General features: G+C 38.0%; 15 protein-coding genes and 1 other RNA gene. 9 read left to right on the top strand and 7 right to left on the bottom strand.

All coding sequences use genetic code 11. The annotated features are described in order from the left end of the window. Positions 1 to 12 precede the first annotated feature (12 nt). The 3 genes from HL41_RS08175 to HL41_RS08165 all read left to right on the top strand — a co-directional run bounded on the left by HL41_RS08175 (position 13) and on the right by HL41_RS08165 (position 4,372). Positions 13 to 444 (top strand): ACT domain-containing protein, encoded by a 432-nt coding sequence (locus tag HL41_RS08175; RefSeq protein WP_028841167.1) that lies wholly within the window; start codon positions 13 to 15, stop codon positions 442 to 444. 215 nt (positions 445 to 659) lie between these two features. Further along, positions 660 to 1,703 carry a hypothetical protein gene (locus HL41_RS08170; protein ID WP_038061332.1) on the top strand — a complete coding sequence of 348 codons (1,044 nt, stop codon included), beginning with the start codon at positions 660 to 662 and terminating at the stop codon, positions 1,701 to 1,703. Beyond that, the gene (locus HL41_RS08165) at positions 1,700 to 4,372 is read left to right on the top strand and encodes a cytochrome ubiquinol oxidase subunit I (RefSeq protein ID WP_038061330.1); all 2,673 of its coding nucleotides are present in this window, start codon (positions 1,700 to 1,702) and stop codon (positions 4,370 to 4,372) included. Before HL41_RS08170 ends, HL41_RS08165 begins: the two co-directional genes overlap by 4 nt. Positions 4,373 to 4,376: 4 nt before the next feature. Here HL41_RS08165 and HL41_RS08160 read toward each other — a convergent pair whose 3' ends face one another. The 7 genes from HL41_RS08160 to HL41_RS08130 are packed head-to-tail and all read right to left on the bottom strand — an operon-like array spanning position 4,377 to position 13,555. After that, on the bottom strand, positions 4,377 to 6,176 hold the full coding sequence (locus HL41_RS08160; protein ID WP_038061327.1) for a KUP/HAK/KT family potassium transporter: 1,800 nt from the start codon (positions 6,174 to 6,176) through the stop codon (positions 4,377 to 4,379). After that, positions 6,177 to 7,874: a proline--tRNA ligase gene (locus HL41_RS08155; RefSeq protein WP_038061325.1), complete on the bottom strand. Its 1,698-nt coding sequence runs from the start codon at positions 7,872 to 7,874 to the stop codon at positions 6,177 to 6,179. A gap of 14 nt (positions 7,875 to 7,888) precedes the next feature. Further along, entirely contained in the window at positions 7,889 to 8,380 is a 492-nt protein-coding gene (locus tag HL41_RS08150) for a metallophosphoesterase (RefSeq protein WP_000960101.1), read from the bottom strand. 1 nt (position 8,381) lies between these two features. Then, positions 8,382 to 9,848, bottom strand: coding sequence for a menaquinone biosynthesis decarboxylase (locus HL41_RS08145; protein ID WP_038061321.1), 1,467 nt, complete (start codon positions 9,846 to 9,848; stop codon positions 8,382 to 8,384). Position 9,849: 1 nt separating this feature from the next. Then, on the bottom strand, positions 9,850 to 11,226 hold the full coding sequence (purF, locus tag HL41_RS08140) for an amidophosphoribosyltransferase (RefSeq protein WP_038061318.1): 1,377 nt from the start codon (positions 11,224 to 11,226) through the stop codon (positions 9,850 to 9,852). 18 nt (positions 11,227 to 11,244) lie between these two features. Further along, positions 11,245 to 12,567 (bottom strand): TldD/PmbA family protein, encoded by a 1,323-nt coding sequence (locus tag HL41_RS08135; protein WP_081856513.1) that lies wholly within the window; start codon positions 12,565 to 12,567, stop codon positions 11,245 to 11,247. A gap of 28 nt (positions 12,568 to 12,595) precedes the next feature. Beyond that, positions 12,596 to 13,555 (bottom strand): carbohydrate kinase family protein, encoded by a 960-nt coding sequence (locus tag HL41_RS08130; protein WP_038061315.1) that lies wholly within the window; start codon positions 13,553 to 13,555, stop codon positions 12,596 to 12,598. Between the two features lie 148 nt (positions 13,556 to 13,703). Here HL41_RS08130 and rnpB point away from each other — a divergent pair. The 6 genes from rnpB to HL41_RS08100 all read left to right on the top strand — a co-directional run bounded on the left by rnpB (position 13,704) and on the right by HL41_RS08100 (position 19,183). Beyond that, positions 13,704 to 14,090, top strand: an RNA gene (gene rnpB, locus HL41_RS09210) — RNase P RNA component class A. Positions 14,091 to 14,115: 25 nt separating this feature from the next. Continuing rightward, the gene (gene yihA / locus HL41_RS08120) at positions 14,116 to 14,709 is read left to right on the top strand and encodes a ribosome biogenesis GTP-binding protein YihA/YsxC (protein WP_000472457.1); all 594 of its coding nucleotides are present in this window, start codon (positions 14,116 to 14,118) and stop codon (positions 14,707 to 14,709) included. Positions 14,710 to 14,846: 137 nt separating this feature from the next. After that, complete coding sequence (locus HL41_RS08115; protein WP_000665914.1) at positions 14,847 to 15,140, top strand: DUF485 domain-containing protein; 294 nt, start codon at positions 14,847 to 14,849, stop codon at positions 15,138 to 15,140. A 23-nt stretch (positions 15,141 to 15,163) separates the two neighbouring features. Then, the gene (gene actP, locus HL41_RS08110; protein ID WP_081856539.1) at positions 15,164 to 16,702 is read left to right on the top strand and encodes a cation/acetate symporter ActP; all 1,539 of its coding nucleotides are present in this window, start codon (positions 15,164 to 15,166) and stop codon (positions 16,700 to 16,702) included. Position 16,703: 1 nt separating this feature from the next. Further along, on the top strand, positions 16,704 to 18,518 hold the full coding sequence (locus HL41_RS08105) for a putative nucleotidyltransferase substrate binding domain-containing protein (protein WP_038061304.1): 1,815 nt from the start codon (positions 16,704 to 16,706) through the stop codon (positions 18,516 to 18,518). Positions 18,519 to 18,544: 26 nt separating this feature from the next. Further along, positions 18,545 to 19,183: a 3'-5' exonuclease gene (locus HL41_RS08100; protein WP_000958485.1), complete on the top strand. Its 639-nt coding sequence runs from the start codon at positions 18,545 to 18,547 to the stop codon at positions 19,181 to 19,183. Position 19,184: the final 1 nt, after the last annotated feature.

Raw genomic sequence — 19,184 nt, 5'->3', positions numbered from 1 at the left:
AGGAGGATTGGTATGAAGATTAAACAGATATCGGTGTTTTTAGAAAATAAAAAAGGTAGGCTTTATGAAGCTTTAAAGGCTATAGCAGACCACGGGATAAACATAAGAGCTTTGTCTATAGCTGACACCTCTGAATTTGGAATTCTACGAATGATAGTGCCACAACCTGAGGAGGCTAAAAAAGTTTTAGAAGAAGCAGGGTTTACCACTAAGATAACCAACGTGGTTGCCGTAGGGATAAAAGATGAACCTGGAGGACTGGCAGGAGTACTTAAACATCTTTACGATGCAGACATAAACGTAGAGTATATCTATGCTTTTGTAGAAAAATCTGGAGAAAAAGCAGTGGTGGTTTTAAGGACTAACAACTTAGATAAAACCATAGATTTATTACAGGAAAAAGGGGTTCATCTTTTATCCTGGGAAGAAATCAAAGAACTTTAAGTGTGATTATTTTTGGCAAAATTCTTTAAGAAGAGTTATTTGCTGGTGTAAATCAGGATTGTTTTCTAATTTTTTCAATTCTATGCAAGCTTTGGTAGTGTCTCCTTTTTTAATGATTTAAAAAAGATGTTATAAAAAAAATTTTTAATTTTAAATCTATCTACAATTGCGATTTTTTCTTGACTTATTTTTAAACTTTTTCTAAAATTTTTTATATGGAAAGTTTGGTTTTTTATCCTGAAAAACTTCCCTTTTATCCTTCAATCTTGAATTTTCTGGAGCATACCTTTTTTCTCGTCCATATCTTGCTTATCAATCTTATTTTAGGATGGTCGCTGTTTTTTACATACCAACAGTTAAAAGAAACCTTCCTTCCGGAAACTGCTCGTCTTTTTTTTAAGAAAAAACCGATTCTGTTTGCCTTAGCTATCAACATGGCCATCCCTGCCCTTCTTTTCCTTCAGGTAGTATACGGACCTCTTTTTTATACGAGTTCTATCATACTTGCTACCCATTGGATGCTTATCATCCCTTCTGTTATCTTTGTCTACTATCTTTCTTACCTCATCTCTAAGAAAAGTTCTTCTCAAAAGCCTTTTAAACCTTTTATTTTTATTCAGGCTTTTATCCTTCTTTATATAGCCTTTATCTTGGTAAGCAACCTTACCCTTCTGGAAAACCCAGAAAAATGGCACGTCTATTTTGCTAATAGAAAAGGCACCTATCTGCCCTTAGATATACCTTATCTATATTTTAAATATCTACATTTTTTGGCAGGGTCTTTGGCTGTAAGCGGTTTGAGCTTAGGGGTTTTGGGACATTATAAAAACGATAAAATATGCCTTATAAAAGGGCTAAACCTATTTTTTTACTTAACCCTGTTGCAAATAGGAGTAGGAATAGCTTTTCTATTATCTCTACCTTCAGAGATAAGAGGCTTATTTTTAGGCAATGCCCCAAAAGTTGCTTTCTTTTTTTACTTAAGCATTGTTTTTGTTATCGGTTCTCTATATTTTAGTAAAAAGCATCACTTAAAACTAACCACATCGTTTTTTATACTTACCCTTATTTTTATGGTAGTAAACAGGTTTAACTTAAGAACCCTTCAGTTGTCTTCTTACTATCAAACAGAACTGTTGCAATTTTCTCCTCAAATGGATGTTTTCTTGTTGTTTTTACTGTTTTTGGGGTTAGGAATTGTTACAGTGTATTACTTTTTAAAACATAGTTTCTCTAAGCAGGAAGGAAGAAAAGTATGAACTATCCTGTTTGGGAAACTTATTTTATAAATCCTGGGCTTTGGGTAGCAATTATTGCGGTTTTTCATGTTTTTATTTCTCATTTTGCCGTAGGAGGAGGAATCTTTCTCTGGTATACAGACAGACTTTCTGTGTTGACCAACGATCAAGACTTACGAGAATTTGTGCGTAAACATACCTGGTTTTTCCTTTTGATCACGATGGTTTTGGGCGGGGTTTCTGGAGTAGGTATTTGGTTTATCATAGGGATTGCAAGCCCTGAGGCTACCTCAATCCTTATAAATCAGTTTGTTTTCTTCTGGGCTATAGAATGGGTGTTTTTCTTTGTGGAAATAGTAGCTCTTTTGATATACCACTACAAGTTCGATGAATTGTCTGACAAACTGCGTCTTAGGGTAGCGCTGCTATACGCCATCTCTGCCTGGATGAGCTTATTTGTCATAAACGGTATTATTTGTTTTATGTTAACTCCTGGAAAATGGTTAGAAACCAGAAATCCTTGGCACGGTTTTTTTAATCCTTCAAGCTTTCCAAGCCTATTTTTCAGAACAGGTATCTCTATTATGTTAGCAGGTATCTTTGGAATTTTTAGTACTCTATTTTTCTCTCCCAAGGATAAAAGATCTTTTCTTTTAAAATATAACGTAAAATGGCTTTATGTAGCCTTTCCCTTTATATTCTTTTCAAGTATTTGGTACTTTCTAACCGTCCCAGAACTATCTAAAGTGTTTAACTTTGTGTTTAACAGACAGGTTCTGATGGCTAAAAAACTTCTTTATGTTTCCTCTGCGTTTATTTATTTAATTTCTCTTGCTTTTTTAGTAAAAGTCAATCCTGGTTTACAAAGGGTATTAGCCTTTCTCCTTCTTTTTATAGGGTTGCTATGGTTAGGTAGTTTTGAACATATAAGGGAGTATGCACGAAGACCTTATGTAATATATGGTTATCTTTATTCTTTTGGGATAAGGGTTGAGGAGGAAAAGAAACTTAACAGCGAAGGTTTTTTAAAACATGCAAGATGGGCTATGGTTAAAGAAGTTACAGAAGATAATAAAATTTGGGCGGGGAGAGAAATTTTCAACCTACAATGTCTATCCTGCCACACCATAAAAGGGCTAAGAAACGATGTGGTTGAAAAAGCCCGGGGGTTTACCTACTTTGGAATGGTTTCCCAGTTATATGGACAAGGAAAAGTTCTTGGTTATATGCCTAAATTTATAGGTACAGAAAAAGAGAGAGAAGCTCTTGCTACATTTCTTGTTAAAGAACTTTTAAGAAAACCTGAAAATCCCCCTGAACTTAAACCTGTTATCAGAGAACTTAAAACTCAACCTTTTACCTTTGACCCACAAAAAGACCAGTATGTCATCTTTGTTTTTAGTCCTCTGGGTATGAAATGTGTTACCGATGCAGACAGATGGTTTAGTTTCTTATATCCTGGAAGCACTTTTGAAGCTTTGGTTATTAAGAGAGGGCCTAAACCTGAAATGCTTGATAACACAAAAGTTCAATTAGTTTACAAAGTTGAACCTGGTTTTAAAACACCCTCTAAACATGTCCTTTTCTGGGATTATGCTACAGAATTTTTTAACCAAACCGTTCCTAAGGATTTAGGTTTAACTGGAAAAGGACTTAACGGTACTTTCGATTGGGATGAAAAAAGAAAAATTTTTATAGCTAAGGGGATCCCGGTTTTACCTTATAAAAAAGACGGTACATATAACCCTTATCCTGTTTTTGAGATAGAAGCTGTAGATAAAGTTTCAGGCAAAGTTTTACAGCGCACCAAAGCCGTTTCTCCTGTAGCAACTGAGTTCCGTTGCTATGTGTGTCATGAAGGAAGCCCAAGATGGAATGGTGTAGCCGGTATCTCTGATCAAACAGCCATTAACATACTTAAAGCCCATGATAAAAACCATCAAACCAACTTCTATAAATCTGCTCTTCAAGGGAAACCTGTTTTCTGTCAAAAATGTCATGCCGATTTTATCGTAGGGAGTGAAGGAATAAAGGGTTATAATAGTTTTTCAGCAGCCATCCATGGATGGCATGCAAACTATATGCCCTATAAAGATGAAAAAGCCTGTTATTTATGTCATCCTGATCATCCTAAAGGTAATACCAAATGTTACAGAGATATTCATAAAAAATTAGGGTTAGAGTGTGTTGATTGTCATGGAAACATAGATTTTCATGCCACATCTCTTCTCAAGGGAACGAACACAAAAACTTCCAAATTTTTGCTTGCTCATCTCAACCCCCCAATACCTAAAGATCAGATAACACCAAGGAAGCCCTGGGTACAGCAACCTGACTGTCTTAACTGCCATAAAGGCTTTCAAAAACCAGCTAAAGAGGCTAAGGGTTATAATAACTGGACTGAAGATGTCTCAGGCCTTTTCCGGGTAAGAAAGGATAACACACAAAAACTACCTTGTCTTGTCTGTCATGGCTCTCCCCACGCATTATATCCAGCTTTTAACCCTTATGGGATGGTTATAGACAACCTACAACCCTTACAATACCAGAGAAATATCCTCCCGATAGGTGCAAACTTAAAATGTGAGGTTTGCCATTTAAAAAAGATGAACGTACCTTCTCACCATCCAAACCTGATAAGAACCTTTAGAAACAGTAAACTTTTAACTTCCCAGACGGACTTAGAATAAAAGCTTACAGCTCTATTCTGGTTAACACTCCGTGAAGTTTAGCAGGAGGAAGATTAAGAAATTTAACAAAATGGGGGCTGATTTGTTTGATAAAGGCATAAGCCTTCCAGACAGGATGTTGAGTCTCGATATCCTCAAGACCATAAAAGATTACCCGTTCGTTGATACCCTGTTCTTTTAAAATGTCTTCAACCTTGAGCCTTTCCATATAACCGTAAGCAATCTCAAAAACCTTAGCTCCAGGGCAGATTTCTTCTAAAAAACTGGTGGTAATACCATAAGGCTCGTTTTTTCTTATTAGGGAAACAAAGATGTTTTCTTCATAGAGAATCCCATGAACAAAGATGTTTTCGATAACGTAGGGGGGAAAATGTTCAGGGTCACGGATAAAGTAAAGTGCCTTGCCTTGGATTTTAGGATTTTCTTTATAAAATTTAGCAAAATTAGTCACAAATTCTTTCTGATTGAAAAACCTCAGGCTTTTATATAGTCTTTTTTGTCCTTGGGTATAAAGAAGTATTATGGAAAAAGGAATTACAGCAAGTACCAGAGCCCAAAATCCTCCGTGAGGAAGCTTAAAAAGGGTTGAAGTAAAGTATAAAAAGGTGATAGAGGTGGTTAAGACTGCAAGAAATAAAAAAGAATATCGTTTTTTAAGATAAAAAATCGTGATGAGAAAAATCCCTGTAATGGTCATATTTCCTGTAACTGCAAGACCGTAAGCTGCTGCCAAATTGGTAGAGGTTTGAAACTCAAACATGATAAAAACCACGGCTAAGAAAAGAAACCAATTGATCGTTCCTATGTAAATCTGAGAATGTAGCTCAGGAGAAGTATACTTTACTCTCATTAAAGGCAAATATCTGGCAGACATCGCCTGATAAACCACACTAAACATACAGCTGATCATAGCTTGAGAGGCGATCACCGTTGCCATCAACGCTAAACACAAAAAAGGCACATAAGCTGAAGCAAAGGTATTTAAACACATCTCAAAAAGAATGCTTTTCGACTCCGGATGTCTTAAAAGAAAAGCCCCTTGGCCAAAATAGTTCACCACCAGGGCTGTTAGAACTAAATACCAAGCTCTTTTTATGGGTTTTGCCCCAAGATGCCCCATGTCAGCATACATAGCTTCACTGCCCGTAGCACAAAGGATAACCTCTCCTAAGATTAAGTAGGCCTTCCAACCGTTTTGTTTGAAAAACTCTAAGGCATACCAAGGGTTTATCGCTAAGATAACCTCAGGACTCAAAAACAAGTTTAAAAAACCAAGGATAAAAAGACTTAAAAACCAAAGGCTCATGATAGGGCCAAAGGCCCCTGAAACCTTTTCTGTCCCTCTTTTCTGAAAATAAAACAAACCTAAAGCAATTAACACACTGAGTAAAACTACCTCTGTTTTTTCTAAAGGTCTTAACCCAGGGATATAAGAAATTCCTTCTACAGCACTCATTATACTTATGGCAGGGGTGATAACCCCATCTCCCATAAGAAAGGAAATACCTATAAAAGACAAAAAAACCACCGAGCCTAAAAATCTCTTACGACCTCTTAATAAAGTACGCAAAATCTCAGAAAGAATTAAAGTGCCTCCTTCTCCTCGCAAACTAAGACTCATAGCTAAGACGGTGTATTGAATGGTAGGGATGATAATCAAAGTCCAAAAGATCAAGGATAATACGCCTAAAACATTTTCTTTCGTGGGTGGCAGAAAAAGGAAAATAACAGGTAAGGTATAGATAGGACTTGTTCCTATGTCTCCAAAAACAAGCCCTATAGCCTTAACAATTTTTTGGCTCATCTAAGCTCCCTTTTTCGCAAACCCTTGGACGTAGTTTTCTATTTCCTCAGGCTTAAGATATACCCTTTCTCCTGTCTTCCTTTGCTTGATTTCTACCTCTCCTTTTTCTTCAAAAGCCTTACCTAAGATGATTTGCAGAGGCACCCCTATGAGATCAAGGTCGTTAAACTTTACCCCTGGGCGTTCATCTCTGTCATCAAGCAAAACATCCCACTTTTGACTTAAACCCTGGTATAAACTTTCTGCCTTTTCTTTAAAACTATCTTTTAAAGGTATAATTCCTATTTGAACAGGTGCTATTTGCCAGGGGAAAATGATACCTTTTTCGTCATGGTTCTGTTCTATGGTTGCCGCAAGCACCCTGCTAACCCCTATACCATAACACCCCATGATAAAAGGTTTCATCTGGCCGTCTTTATCAAGAAACATGGCTTTCATGGGAAGGCTGTATTTAGTGCCAAGTTTAAAAATATGTCCTACCTCAATCCCTTTCAAAAAACTTAATGGTTTTCCACAATGAGGGCAAAGGTCTCCTTCCGTTGCTTTTCTGACATCAGCTATCATGTCTGGAGTAAAGGTTTCTCCAAGGTTAGCGTTGATATAGTGATATTCGTCTTCATTAGCACCTATAACAAAGTTAGGATATCCAACTAAACTTTTATCGGCAATTATCTTTATCTTTAATCCCTTAGGACCGATAAAACCAGGACTTGCTCCTGCTATTCTTCTTATTTCTTCATCCTTTGCCATCCTAAAGGGTTTACCACCTAAAATCTTCTCAAGTTTTATTTCGTTTACCTCATGGTCTCCTCTTATACAAACTGCTACAGCCTCGTTTTCTTCTACGATATAGATTAGGGTTTTGGTAATTTTTGCCACAGGTAAACCTAAGAAGTCTGCTACTTCCTTAGCTGTCCTTACCCCTGGGGTATAAACCTTCTCTAAAGGCTTAGGTGATTCTTGAGGGTAGTTTTCTGAAGTTTCTGCAGGGGTTAACTCTATGTTTGAAGCATAACCACAGGCTTCACAAAAGGCTATGGTGTCTTCTCCAGTTTCTGCAAGTACCATAAACTCATGAGAAACATCCCCTCCTATAGCTCCGGTATGAGCCTCTACAGCCTTAAACTTAAGACCACAGTTTTCAAAGATCCGATGATAGGTTTCGTACATTTTCTGATAACTTTTTTCTAAACCTTCTTCGTCAGCATCAAAACTGTAGGCATCTTTCATGATAAACTCTCGTGCCCTCATGATACCAAACCTGGGACGTATTTCATCTCTAAACTTAACCGCAATCTGATAAAGGATTAAAGGTAGGTCCTTATAAGACTTAACATCCCTTCTCACGATATCGGTTACCACCTCTTCATGGGTAGGCCCAAGACAAAAATCATGGTCCTTTCTGTCTTTTATCCTTAAAAGCTCTTTTCCATAAAGCTCCCATCTCCCTGTTTCTTGCCAAAGTTCAGCAGGCTGGACCAAAGGCATAAGTATTTCAAGAGCACCTGCCTTATTCATTTCCTCTCTCACTATTTGTTCTATCTTCTTTAAGGCCTTAAAACCTAAAGGTAAAAAATTATAAATTCCAGAGGCTAACTTTCTTATCATTCCGGCCCTTAAAAGCAACTTATGACTAACTGTTTCAGCCTCTGAAGGGTCTTCGCGAAGGGTAGGCATAAAATATCGGCTTAATCTCATGGTTTACTCCCTCCTTACAGAAGGTCTAATTTTTCCCAGGTCTTAGAGGTTAAATCAAGGACTACCATAGTAGGAACACCTTCTTTCCCCAAAACCTCTCCTGGGTTCACCACCAAGGCCTTTCCTATCTCTTTTACTTCAAACTTATGGGTATGACCACAAAAAACATAATCAAACTCATGACTCTTGGCTAAAACATAGGCAAGTTTAGGGTAATGCACCATCGCTACATTAACACCCTTTATCTCTAAAAACGCCTGCTCTCCGTGAAACTTAACCCACGGATATTTTTTAAGATGTTCATACATCAAGGCTATATCTCCTTGATTATTTCCAACGATAAGATGTACCTCTTTCTGAAAAGAAGCTAACAGAGGTATCATAAAAGGAGAAATAAGGTCTCCACAGTGGAAAAGGATTTCACAGCCTTTTTGTTGAGCAACCTTTATAGCCTTTTCTGTGTTAAAAATGTTGTCATGGGTATCACTGATAACCCCAACCAACATCTTATTTTAACCTCCTCATCTGTTCCTCGATTTTTTTCCAAACCTTTTCAACCTTAGCTTTGATTTCATCAGACATAACCGCCTCTTCTGGCCATTCCCTTAAATATCCCTCTTCTCTCCATTTTCTGGTAGCATCGATACACATCTTAGACCCATAGGCTGGATAAGGGCTTGCATGGTCAAGGGCATCAACCGGTCCTTTAACTATCATGATATCCCTTTCTGGGTCTACGTTGCCTGACATGTAAAACAGCACCTCACTTATATTCTGAACGTTTACCTCTTTGTCAACCACCACGATTATTTTGGTAAACATCATCTGCCCAAGGCCCCATAAGGCTGAGGCTACTTTAAAGGCATGACCTGGATATCTTTTATCTATTGATACAAAGGCTAAGTTATGAAAAACTCCCTCCCAAGGAAGATGAATATCTATTATTTCGGGAAGGATCTTTTTTAGCAGAGGCAAAAACAACCTTTCTGTAGCCTTACCAAGAAAACAATCCTCTTGAGGAGGTTTACCTACGATGGTAGCCGGATAGATAGCATCCTTTCTTAAGGTGATACAGGTAACTCTAAACACAGGGTAATAGTCTGGAGGGGTGTAATAGCCAGTATGATCTCCAAAAGGGCCTTCAAGCCTTCTTTCGAAGGGCTCTACATATCCTTCAAGGACGATCTGACTTTCTGCAGGCACCTCAAGGGGCACAGTCAAACATTTTACCAGTTCAACCGGAGACCTTCTTAAAAATCCTGCTAACAAAAACTCGTCTATGTCTTCAGGTAAAGGAGCTGTGGCTGCATAGATAATTGCAGGGTCAGGGCCTATAGCTACAGCTACCGGCAACCTTTCTCCTTTTTTTTCTGCTTTTCTATAGTGCTTAGCCCCGGTCTTATGTATTTGCCAGTGCATACCGGTTTCATTCTTACTAAACACCTGCATCCGGTACATACCTACGTTATAAGTCCCGGTTTCAGGATCCTTGGTGATCACACAAGGAAGTGTTATAAAAGGACCTCCGTCCTTAGGCCAGCATTTAAGTATGGGAAGTTTGTAGAGATCTACCTCATCTCCCTCCCAAACTATCTCCTGACAGGGGGCTTTTTCAACCTTTTTAGGAAAAAGATTGGAGGCACGTAAAAGCTTCGGGACAAGCTTTAATTTCTCAAAAAAAGACCCAGGTTTTGTTACCTCTATAAACTCGGCAACCTCTTTTCCAAGCTCATCAAGATCCTTTACCCTCAGGGCTAAACATATCCTTTTGTAACTTCCCATAAGGTTGGTAACCACAGGAATTTTATAGCCCTTTACTTTTTCGAACAAAAGGGCTGGGCCAAATTTTTTACAAACTCTGTCGGTAATCTCGGTTATCTCAAGTTCAGGAGAAACCTCTTCTTTAACCCTTATTAACTCCTTTTCCTGTTCCAGCACCTGTAAAAACTCTTGTAAACTTTTAAAACTTGACATTTTATGCCTCTGCGATGTCTTTTTTAAAACTAAAATCAACCTCTATCGGATATTCCCCGGTAAAACAGGCTAAACATAATTTGTTTCTTAGATCACCTAACGCATCAACCAACCCTTCTATACTGAGATAATAAAGGGTATCTATGTCTAAAAACTTTCTTATTTCTTCCACACTATGTTTAGCTGCAATAAGCTCTGACCTTGAAGGGAAATCTATTCCAAAAAAGCAAGGGAACCTTATCGGGGGACAAGAAAGCAAAAAATGAACCTTTTTTGGCCCAAGCTCCTTTATCCCTCTAAATCGGTTTTTACTGGTTGTTCCTCTTACCAAGGAATCATCTACTATAATAATTTCTCTATTTTTGATAAGTTCCTTTACCGGGTTTAATTTCATCTTTACAGAAAGATCCCTAAGACGTTGTGAAGGCTGGATAAAAGTCCTTCCTATGTAATGATTCCTTATCATTCCAAACTCAAGAGGGATACCACTTGCCTGTGAATATCCGATGGCTGCATAAGTACCTGAATCAGGAAAGGGCATCACAAAATCTGCCTCTAAAGGACATTCTTTATAAAGATTTTTTCCTAACTGTTTTCTTACAGGATATACGGTTTTGCCAAAGATATGGCTATCAGGCCTGGCAAAATAGATAAACTCAAAAACACAGTGACTCTTGGGAAACTTTTCTTTTTTAAAGGGAAAATAAGATTTTAGCCCTTCTTGAGTTATAACCAAAATCTCCCCTGGGGCTACCTCTCTTAAATACTGAGCCCCGATAAGGTCAAACGCGCAGGTCTCAGAGGCTATCACATAACCTCCGTTAATTATCCCTAAACAAAGGGGACGAAAACCCCAAGGATCTCTAAAGGCAACCAAGGTGTCATCGTAAAGAAGAAGGACAGAATAGGCTCCCTTTATTTTTTTCATAGTCTCAGCAATAGCCTCTACCAGACCTTTTTTAAGGTTTCTCACGACTAAATGAATAATAACCTCACTATCCATCGTGGTTTGAAAGATATGTCCTTCTTCCTCGAGGGAGCACCTGATCTGATAGGCGTTGACTAGATTTCCGTTGTGAGCTATGGCTATCTTTTTTTTAGCAAAACTCACACAAAAAGGCTGAGCATTTTGTACTATACTTGACCCTGTGGTAGAATATCTCACATGACCGATAGCTACCTTTCCTTTAAGACCTTTCAAAATCTCCTCATTAAAAACCTCACTTACCAGCCCTAAGGCCTTCCACTCTCTTATGGTTTCTCCATCATAAACTGCAATCCCAGCACTTTCTTGACCTCTGTGTTGAAGTGAATAAAGCCCAAAATATGTATAGTTAGCTGCTTCTTCTACACCAAATATCCCAAAAAGTCCACACATCTTTTTTCACCTCTCTTATTACTCTACTATACCTCCGACAGTCAACTCAGGGATTCTTAGAGTAGGTTGGCCGTCTGAAACAGGAACCCCTTGGCCGTCTTTCCCACAAACCCCAGGCTCAAAATGTAAATCCTCCCCTACCATGTCTATGATTTCTAATACTTTGGGACCGTTCCCTACTAAAGTAGCACCTTTAACAGGATAGGCTATCTCTCCTTTATCTATGTAATAACCCTCTCTTACTTCAAACACAAAATCTCCTGTTAAAGGATTAACCTCCCCTCCGCCCATTTTTTTTACTAAAATCCCTTTTTCTATACTTTTAAGGATCTCTTCAGGCTTATGAGGACCTTTGGCTATATAGGTATTGGCCATGCGAGGTATAGGGATACACCTATAATCTTGCCTTCTTCCATGTCCATTAGGTGTTTTCTGGTACTTAAATGCGGTTAACCTGTCATAAAGATAGGTTTTAAGCCTTCCGTTCTCTATCAAAACTACCGGTTGAGCATAAACCCCTTCGTCATCCACCTGATAAGAACCATAAAGACCTTCTATCGTTGGGTCGTCAACCACCGTAATCAAAGGACTGGCTACTTTTTCCCCAATTTTACCTGAATAAACCGAAAGCCCCTCTTCTGCATGGTCTGCCTCAAGACCATGCCCTACAGCCTCATGTATCATCGTTCCTCCTGCCTGACCTGCTAAAACTACAGGCATAACCCCAGCAGGAGCTTTCTTAGCTGAAAGCATCTTCACAGCCAACCTTGAGGCTCGTTCAGGAAGAACTAAAAACTCTTCTAAATCCTTTACCTGTTCAAAGTTCATCTTTCTCCCTGCGACCTCATAACCTCTCTCAAGCCTACCGTCCTTTTCTGCAACCACTATCACTCCCAACTTGGTATATTCCCTTTTATCAGACAAAAATTTTCCCTCTGAGGTAAAAATCCATACTTCTTTTACGACCTCGCTATAAAAAAGACGATAGTGTTTTATCTCTTTCGTAGACCAAACCTTCTTTTTTAATTCTTCTAAATATTCAAGCCTGGTGGTTAGTTTTTTAGAAACCTCTTCCTCACAAGGTCTTTTTGTCTGTAAAATCAACTCTCTTAAACCTTTCTCAAAAAATCCATTAGAAAAATAGAGTTTGTTGGTAAACTCTGGGGTGATTTTTCTTATGGCTGAGCCTTCTTCTACTCCCCAGTTGACCTCGTCTATTCTGTCTGGCTCAACCACTATTTTAAGAGTTTCAACCCTTTCTAAGTAAAGGTCTCCATAAAAAGCGTCTTTAAACCATTCTTGAGTAAGACTTTTTAAATATTTTAGGTCAACTTCTGACATTTTAATACCTTCTTAAATTTTTCATCTGTTATTTTAACAAACTTACATAATTTTGAAACTCCTTTTTGTTTAAGCAACCCCTTCTTCCGTAATCCCTGAGGCTTATTCCTGCGGTATAAATCCCAAGGTTTAAAGCTCTTTCGTCAGGCAATCCTAAGGCTATACCTGCAAGCACCCCAGCGTTAAAATAATCGCCTGCCCCGGTATTATCTACCACCTTTTCTATCTTTAGACTTGAGGCTGTGATAACCCTATCCCTACTCACCAAGGTTGCTCCCTTTTTGCCTTGTTTTAAAAATATCTTTTCTATCCCTAACTCTAAAAGGTCATAAGGGTTTTTATCTAACATGCTCAGTTCTTCTTCTGTGATAAAAAGATGTTTAGTCTTTTTTAGCCAAGGCAAAAGGAACTCCCATCCCAAAGCGGTGTATATTCTACCTGGGTCAAAACAAAGAGGATTAACCTTGCTAAGAAGATTTAGCTGAAAATTTCTTCCTTCTTTAGAGGCAAAGGAAGAAAAGTGGTAAACCCCTGTAGGTAAGACCTTGGTTGATAAAAGGGAAGGGAGGTATTTTTCTGCATCCCCTGGACTTACGAGGATAAACCTGTCACGATATGGGCTTAAGATTATCAAAGCTAAACTGGTAGTTCCTTTTTTTATGATATACTCAGAAACAAGGTTTACCGAAGAAAATTCTTCTAAAATCTTCTTACCAAAAGAATCTTCTCCCACCGCCCCTAAAAAACTACACCTAAACCCCCAAAGACTAAGGGCATAAAGGGTATTAGCTGCAGACCCACCTCCTCCTTCAAACAAAAAGTTGCCTTTTTTCTCTAAAAAATTAAGCACCTCTAAAAATTCCTTTCTTTCTAAGGCTATTTCACCTCCTGGTATAGCTGGTATGTTTTTTTCCTTTAAAACCTCAAGGTCTTCTACCTCAAAAAAAATATCCCAATTAAGCGCCCCACAACCTACGAAATCAAACATTAAGCCTCCTTATGAAACAGTTTTATAGGTAATTTTATAGGTAATTTTAACGTAGAGTCTATTTTTTGGATAGGATCAAACTTTGAAAAGCCGGGTCAGTTCTGGTTGAAAAATTTTAAAAAGAACCTATGTTTTAAAAACAGAGGGCAGGGTTTAAGAGGTGATTGCTCCAGGGATTAATTCCCTGGGGAGGAAAGTCCGGGCTCCACAGGGGAGGACGCCGGGTAACACCCGGAGGGAGTAATCCCTGGAAAGGGCCACAGAAAACAGACCGCCAGCGGCCAGAAAGGATTTTTTCCTTTCTGGTGCGGGCAAGGGTGAAAAGGTGGGGTAAGAGCCCACCGCACCAGGTGGTAACACCTGGTGGCACGGCAACCCCCGTCCGGAGCAAGGCCAAACAGAGCCATGGGTGCCCCGCCCGCTAAGGCTCAGGTAGGCCGCTTAAGAAGAGGGGTAACCCTCTTCTCAGAGAAATAATCACCGCCTGGGGAAAATTTCCCCAGGTAACAGAACCCGGCTTACTTAAACCCTGCCCTCGTAATCTTAAAACAAGACTAACCATGTTTAAGCATATCGAGTTTGTTAAAAGTGTTTTTAAGTTAGAGGACCTGCCTCCTCCAGAATTTCCTGAAATTGCCTTTTTAGGAAGGTCAAACGTAGGTAAATCCTCTTTAATCAATGCCTTTTTAAACCGTAAAAAGGTAGCCAAAGTGTCCTCTACTCCTGGCTTTACCAAAGCCTTAAACTTTTTTAGAATAGATTTTAAGTTTTATTTAGTAGACCTACCTGGTTACGGGTTTGCTAAAGTCCCTGTTGAGGTAAAAAAACACTGGCAATACCTGGTAGAGGGATATTTAAAAGCAGTGAGAGACTTTAGAAATCTTGTACTTATTTTTGATATAAGACGTAATCCCGATGAAGCAGACATCCAGCTGGTTGAGTTTGTAAAACACCTTAAAAAACCTCACTGTATAGTCTTAAACAAGATAGATACTTTATCCTTTAGAGAAGTAGAACGTCAAGCCTCTGTTTATCAAAAAACATTCAAACCTAATCCAGAAACCCCTCTTTTCCTAATCTCCTGTAAAGAATCTAAGGGGATACCCCAGTTAAGATCTCATCTCTTGTCTTGTTTGGGCTTTAAAAATAATTGAGGAAATTTTCCTCAAAGTTTTTACTATTTTTGGTGTTTTCCCATCTAATCATTGATAATTCTATATTCTTTGTTTTGGCATAACTATTGCTATCTATTTTATCAGAAAATAAATCTCAAAAAAGGAGGTGTTTAAATATGAAGGAGGTGTTAAGTTCTCCTAAGTTTCAAACGTTAATGTCTCAAAAAAACAAGGTAGCTTTTGCTCTTACTTTTATCCAGTTGTTAATTTATTATGGTTTTATCTACCTTTTAGCTTTTAAAAAAGATTTTTTAGCCATTAAGGTTACCGGATCAATACCTTTAGGAATTCCTCTGGGGATTTCAGTAATAATTTTTTCCTGGCTGTTAACTGGAGTTTATACCCTTTGGGCAAACAGCGTCTATGACAGGTTGGTTGAAGAGATTAAAAGAGAAATAGAAAAACATTAAAATAAGGGGGATGTAAGATGGAAATGCAGACAACCTTAGGGCAACCTAACGTGGTTTCTATTTTGTTTTTCTTTTTATTTACTTTAACTACTCTTTATATTACCTACTTGGCTGCTAAACGGACTAAGACAGCTTCTGAGTACTATGCAGCAGGAAGAAGTATCACTGGATTTCAAAATGGACTTGCGTTGGCTGGAGATTACATGAGTGCAGCCTCTTTCCTTGGGATTGCTGGGTTGGTAGCGTTAAAAGGTTATGATGGTTTGATTTATTCCATCGGATTTTTGGTAGGCTGGCCGATAGTGATGTTTCTTATAGCTGAGCAATTAAGAAACCTTGGTAAGTATACCTTTGCAGATGTGGTAGCTTACAGGCTTAAGCAAAAGCCTATAAGGATTGCCTCTTCTTTTGGGTCTTTGGCTACCGTTCTTCTTTACCTTATTGCTCAGATGGTAGGAGCTGGTTCTCTTATAAAACTTTTGTTTGGATTACCCTATGATTTGGCGGTGGTTTTAGTAGGGACTATAATGATTATTTATGTTCTTTTCGGTGGCATGATTGCTACTACCTGGGTTCAGATTATCAAGGCTTGTCTTTTGCTTGGTGGAGCTACGGTGCTTGCCATTTTCACGTTGGTTAAGTTTGGTTTTAGCTTTAATGAATTGTTTGGTTTTATCAGTGAAAAGTATGGAGAAAAAAGGCTTCTTCCAGGAGGTCTTGTAGCCAATCCATGGGATGCTATTTCTCTTGGTATAGCCCTTATGTTTGGAACAGCAGGTCTCCCTCACATACTTATGAGATTTTATACCGTTCCTGACGCTAAAGAAGCCAGAAAGTCGGTTTTTTATGCTACAGGATTTATCGGTTACTTTTACATTCTCACTTTTATCATAGGATTTGGTTCGGCTGCTATAGTAGGAGAAAACTTGATTAAAAGTATAGAAAAAGGCGGAAATATGGCAGCTCCTCTTTTGGCGGAGGCTGTGGGAGGAACGATATTTTTAGGATTTATTGCTGCGGTAGCCTTTGCTACCATTCTTGCGGTGGTTGCAGGACTTACTTTAGCAGGAGCAGGAGCCCTTTCTCATGACTTATACACCAACGTAATAAAAAAAGGAAGAGCCACAGAAGAGGAACAGGTAAAAGTGGCAAGGTTAGCCACCCTTATCTTAGGAATCCTTGCGATTTTTCTTGGTATAGCTTTTAAGGGACAAAACGTAGCTTTTATGGTAGGACTTGCCTTTGCTATAGCTGCCAGTGCTAACTTTCCTTCTCTGCTTCTTTCTATCTTCTGGAAAAAATTTTCTACTGCAGGTGTAGTAGCAGGCATCTTGACAGGGGTTACCCTTTCTGTGGTGCTTATCATCTTGAGTCCCACTGTTTGGGTAGACATTTTTAAAAACCCTGCTCCCATCTTCCCTTGGAAAAATCCTGCTCTTATTTCTATGCCAGCAAGTTTTATCATGGCTATCTTAGTATCTCTTTTGACACCAGAAAAAGAAGCTCAAGAAAAGTTTGAAGAGGAAAAGGTTAGAACCTATCTGGGTGTGGGGATAGAATAGCATGCTTGATGCAGAAAGGTTTATAAGGGAAGTACCCCCTTTTAGGGGGCTCCCCTCATCTGTTATATCTACTTTAGTAGAAAAAATAAAGGTAAAAGTCTATCCTAAAAACGAGGTTATCTACCGGGAAAAAGACCTCTCTGAATATTTATATCTTATAAGGAAAGGATATGTAGTCTTAGAAAAAAAAGGTACTATCTTAGACCAACTTCAAGAAGGAGAAACCTTTGGTTATTTACCCTTAATAACTGATCAGGAACTTGACCATTCAGCCCGTGCGGTAGAAGATACCGTGGTATTTTTAATTAAAAAAGAAGATTTTTTAAAACTTTTTCAAAACTATTCAGTAGTCCAGAGTTTTTATACCCAAAAACTGGCTCAAAAACTGGCAGAAGCTTTAAACCAGAAAAAAGACCAGTGGGGAACTTTTAGCTCTGTCCCTCTCTCAAAATTGAACCTAAAACCCCCTGTCATCGTAGATGGAGAAAACTCCGTAGAAAAGGTTATTCAGGAGATGGTAGAAAAAAACGTCACCGCTTGTTTAGTTAAATTAGAAAAAGGATATGGGATTATAACTGAGCGGGACGTTATCAAAAAACTTCTATATCAGGGGTTGGATAAAAAAGAAACTAAAGCCAAAAATATAGCTTCTTTCCCTTTGGTGTATTTAGAAAAAGAAGCCCCCTTATCTCAAGCTATGCTTCTTATGACACAACACCGTATAAGGAAAATAGTGGTGGTTGATGAAGGAATACCTGTAGGTATTTTAGAGGATACCGACATCATCTCCCTTGGCAGCAAAAACCTTATTACCATAACTAAAGAAATAGAAAGAACCAACTCTTTAGAAGAACTAAAAAAAATTTATTACCACTGTTTTTATTCTGCCATAGATTTTGCCATAAAAGAAAAAGACCCAGAGTTGATAGGAAGATATCTTTCTGAAATAAGGGATGGGATCATCAAAAAGGCAGTTCTTTTAACCCTATCTGAAAGAAACCTTTCTCTTCTACCAAGCCTAATGGTTATCGGAGCCCATGGAAGAAGAGAAGCCAGTTTTAAAACAAAACTAAAAATTTTTCTAATTAAAAACAACTCAGAAGAAGCTTTTGAGGTTGCTTTGTTATTGGCCAAAAATCTGAAGTTTTTAGGGGTTGAAATAGAAGAGGAATATCTTACCCAACCTTACTGGGTAAAAACCTTAAACGAATGGGAAAAAACTTTTTCTCATTGGATAGCCTATCCTGACCTAAAAGATATAGGTAAAAAAGCTAATTTCTTTGACCTTCGTTTCATAGGTATCCAACCTGAAAAGGCAGACTTTTTTTACCAAAATATTTTACAAAAGATTAAAAAAAACGACCGTATTTTACCATATTTAGCCTTGGATGCAGTTAAACTCAAACCACCTTTAGGTTTGTTTAAAGAACTCCTGGTAGAAAAATCTGGTCCTTTTAAAGGTAAATTAAACCTGTTTAAATCAGGGGTTTTACCTTTGGTTTGTATGGTAAGGGTACTTAGTTTAGAACAGGGGATTAAAACCATGAATACGTTTAAACGGATTTCTTGTTTAGAATCCTCAGGAAGTATTAAACCTGAAACAGCTAAAGACCTGAAAGAGGCTTATAAATTTCTTACCACCTTACGTTTTAAAATTCAGATAGATAATTTTAAACGAGAACAAGAACCTCACGATTATTTAGACCCATCTGAGTTAGAAAAAGGAGACCTAAACCTTTTAAAAGAAGTCTTTAAATTCATAGAAAATTTACAAAAAATGCTTTTTGAAAAATACCGTCTAAGCTATTTAAGTTAAACGAGGATCTTAAGAAGGTGTGGAAGGTGTTAACCACAACTTTAAAGAGGACTTACTATACTTTTTTTCGAAAAAAGAAAAACTTAAGTTGGGAGGTCGACCTAAATAAAAAAGTAAAAGATACCACTTTCGTGGTGATAGACACCGAAACCACAGGGCTTGATTTAAAAAAAGACGAGGTTATCTCTGTAGGTGCTTATAAGATTGTTGATCTTACCCTTTCTTTTTCTGAAAAACTAATTTTATACTTAAAAACAGACCTGTGTAGAATTGAAGACTCTATCAAGATTCACGGGATTACACCAGACAAACTTAAAAACGGTCTTGAAAGAAAGGAGGCCTTGCATCAATTTTTAGAGTTTACCAAGGGTGCAGTATTGGTAGGATATTTTTTAGAGTTTGACTTAGAAATGCTAAAAAAACATCTCAAAGAAGAACTAAACCTTAACCTCTCTTTTTATGGGTTTGATGTCTTAGACCTTTATCCTAAAAAGACCTTAGATAGAATTCCTAAGCTTAATGAACTGTTAGAAGAATATGATTTACCTACCACCAGTTTTCACAATGCTTTAGAAGATGCCTACATGACTGCTTTGCTTTTTTTAAAATTAGTTTATTCTTACAGGAATAAAAAACTGAAACAACTACCGCTAAAAATTATTTAAA

Origin of the sequence: Thermodesulfobacterium commune DSM 2178, assembly GCF_000734015.1 — a bacterium.
Classification (GTDB): Bacteria; Desulfobacterota; Thermodesulfobacteria; order Thermodesulfobacteriales; family Thermodesulfobacteriaceae; genus Thermodesulfobacterium; species Thermodesulfobacterium commune.
Note: the sequence above shows the minus strand (reverse complement) of the source record. Positions and strands in the feature narration are given on the sequence as shown.

Bases quoted from the DNA above. Each gene is read 5' to 3' on its own strand.
- HL41_RS08130 (WP_038061315.1), bottom strand. From the start codon at position 13,555: ATGTTTGATTTCGTAGGTTGTGGGGCGCTTAATTGGGATATTTTTTTT.
- HL41_RS08155 (WP_038061325.1), bottom strand. From the start codon at position 7,874: ATGAGATTAAGCCGATATTTTATGCCTACCCTTCGCGAAGACCCTTCA.
- HL41_RS08135 (WP_081856513.1), bottom strand. From the start codon at position 12,567: ATGTCAGAAGTTGACCTAAAATATTTAAAAAGTCTTACTCAAGAATGG.
- HL41_RS08145 (WP_038061321.1), bottom strand. From the start codon at position 9,848: ATGTCAAGTTTTAAAAGTTTACAAGAGTTTTTACAGGTGCTGGAACAG.
- HL41_RS08105 (WP_038061304.1), top strand. From the start codon at position 16,704: ATGCTTGATGCAGAAAGGTTTATAAGGGAAGTACCCCCTTTTAGGGGG.
- HL41_RS08175 (WP_028841167.1), top strand. From the start codon at position 13: ATGAAGATTAAACAGATATCGGTGTTTTTAGAAAATAAAAAAGGTAGG.
- purF (WP_038061318.1), bottom strand. From the start codon at position 11,226: ATGTGTGGACTTTTTGGGATATTTGGTGTAGAAGAAGCAGCTAACTAT.
- yihA (WP_000472457.1), top strand. From the start codon at position 14,116: ATGTTTAAGCATATCGAGTTTGTTAAAAGTGTTTTTAAGTTAGAGGAC.
- HL41_RS08170 (WP_038061332.1), top strand. From the start codon at position 660: ATGGAAAGTTTGGTTTTTTATCCTGAAAAACTTCCCTTTTATCCTTCA.
- HL41_RS08165 (WP_038061330.1), top strand. From the start codon at position 1,700: ATGAACTATCCTGTTTGGGAAACTTATTTTATAAATCCTGGGCTTTGG.
- HL41_RS08160 (WP_038061327.1), bottom strand. From the start codon at position 6,176: ATGAGCCAAAAAATTGTTAAGGCTATAGGGCTTGTTTTTGGAGACATA.
- HL41_RS08115 (WP_000665914.1), top strand. From the start codon at position 14,847: ATGAAGGAGGTGTTAAGTTCTCCTAAGTTTCAAACGTTAATGTCTCAA.
- HL41_RS08150 (WP_000960101.1), bottom strand. From the start codon at position 8,380: ATGTTGGTTGGGGTTATCAGTGATACCCATGACAACATTTTTAACACA.
- actP (WP_081856539.1), top strand. From the start codon at position 15,164: ATGCAGACAACCTTAGGGCAACCTAACGTGGTTTCTATTTTGTTTTTC.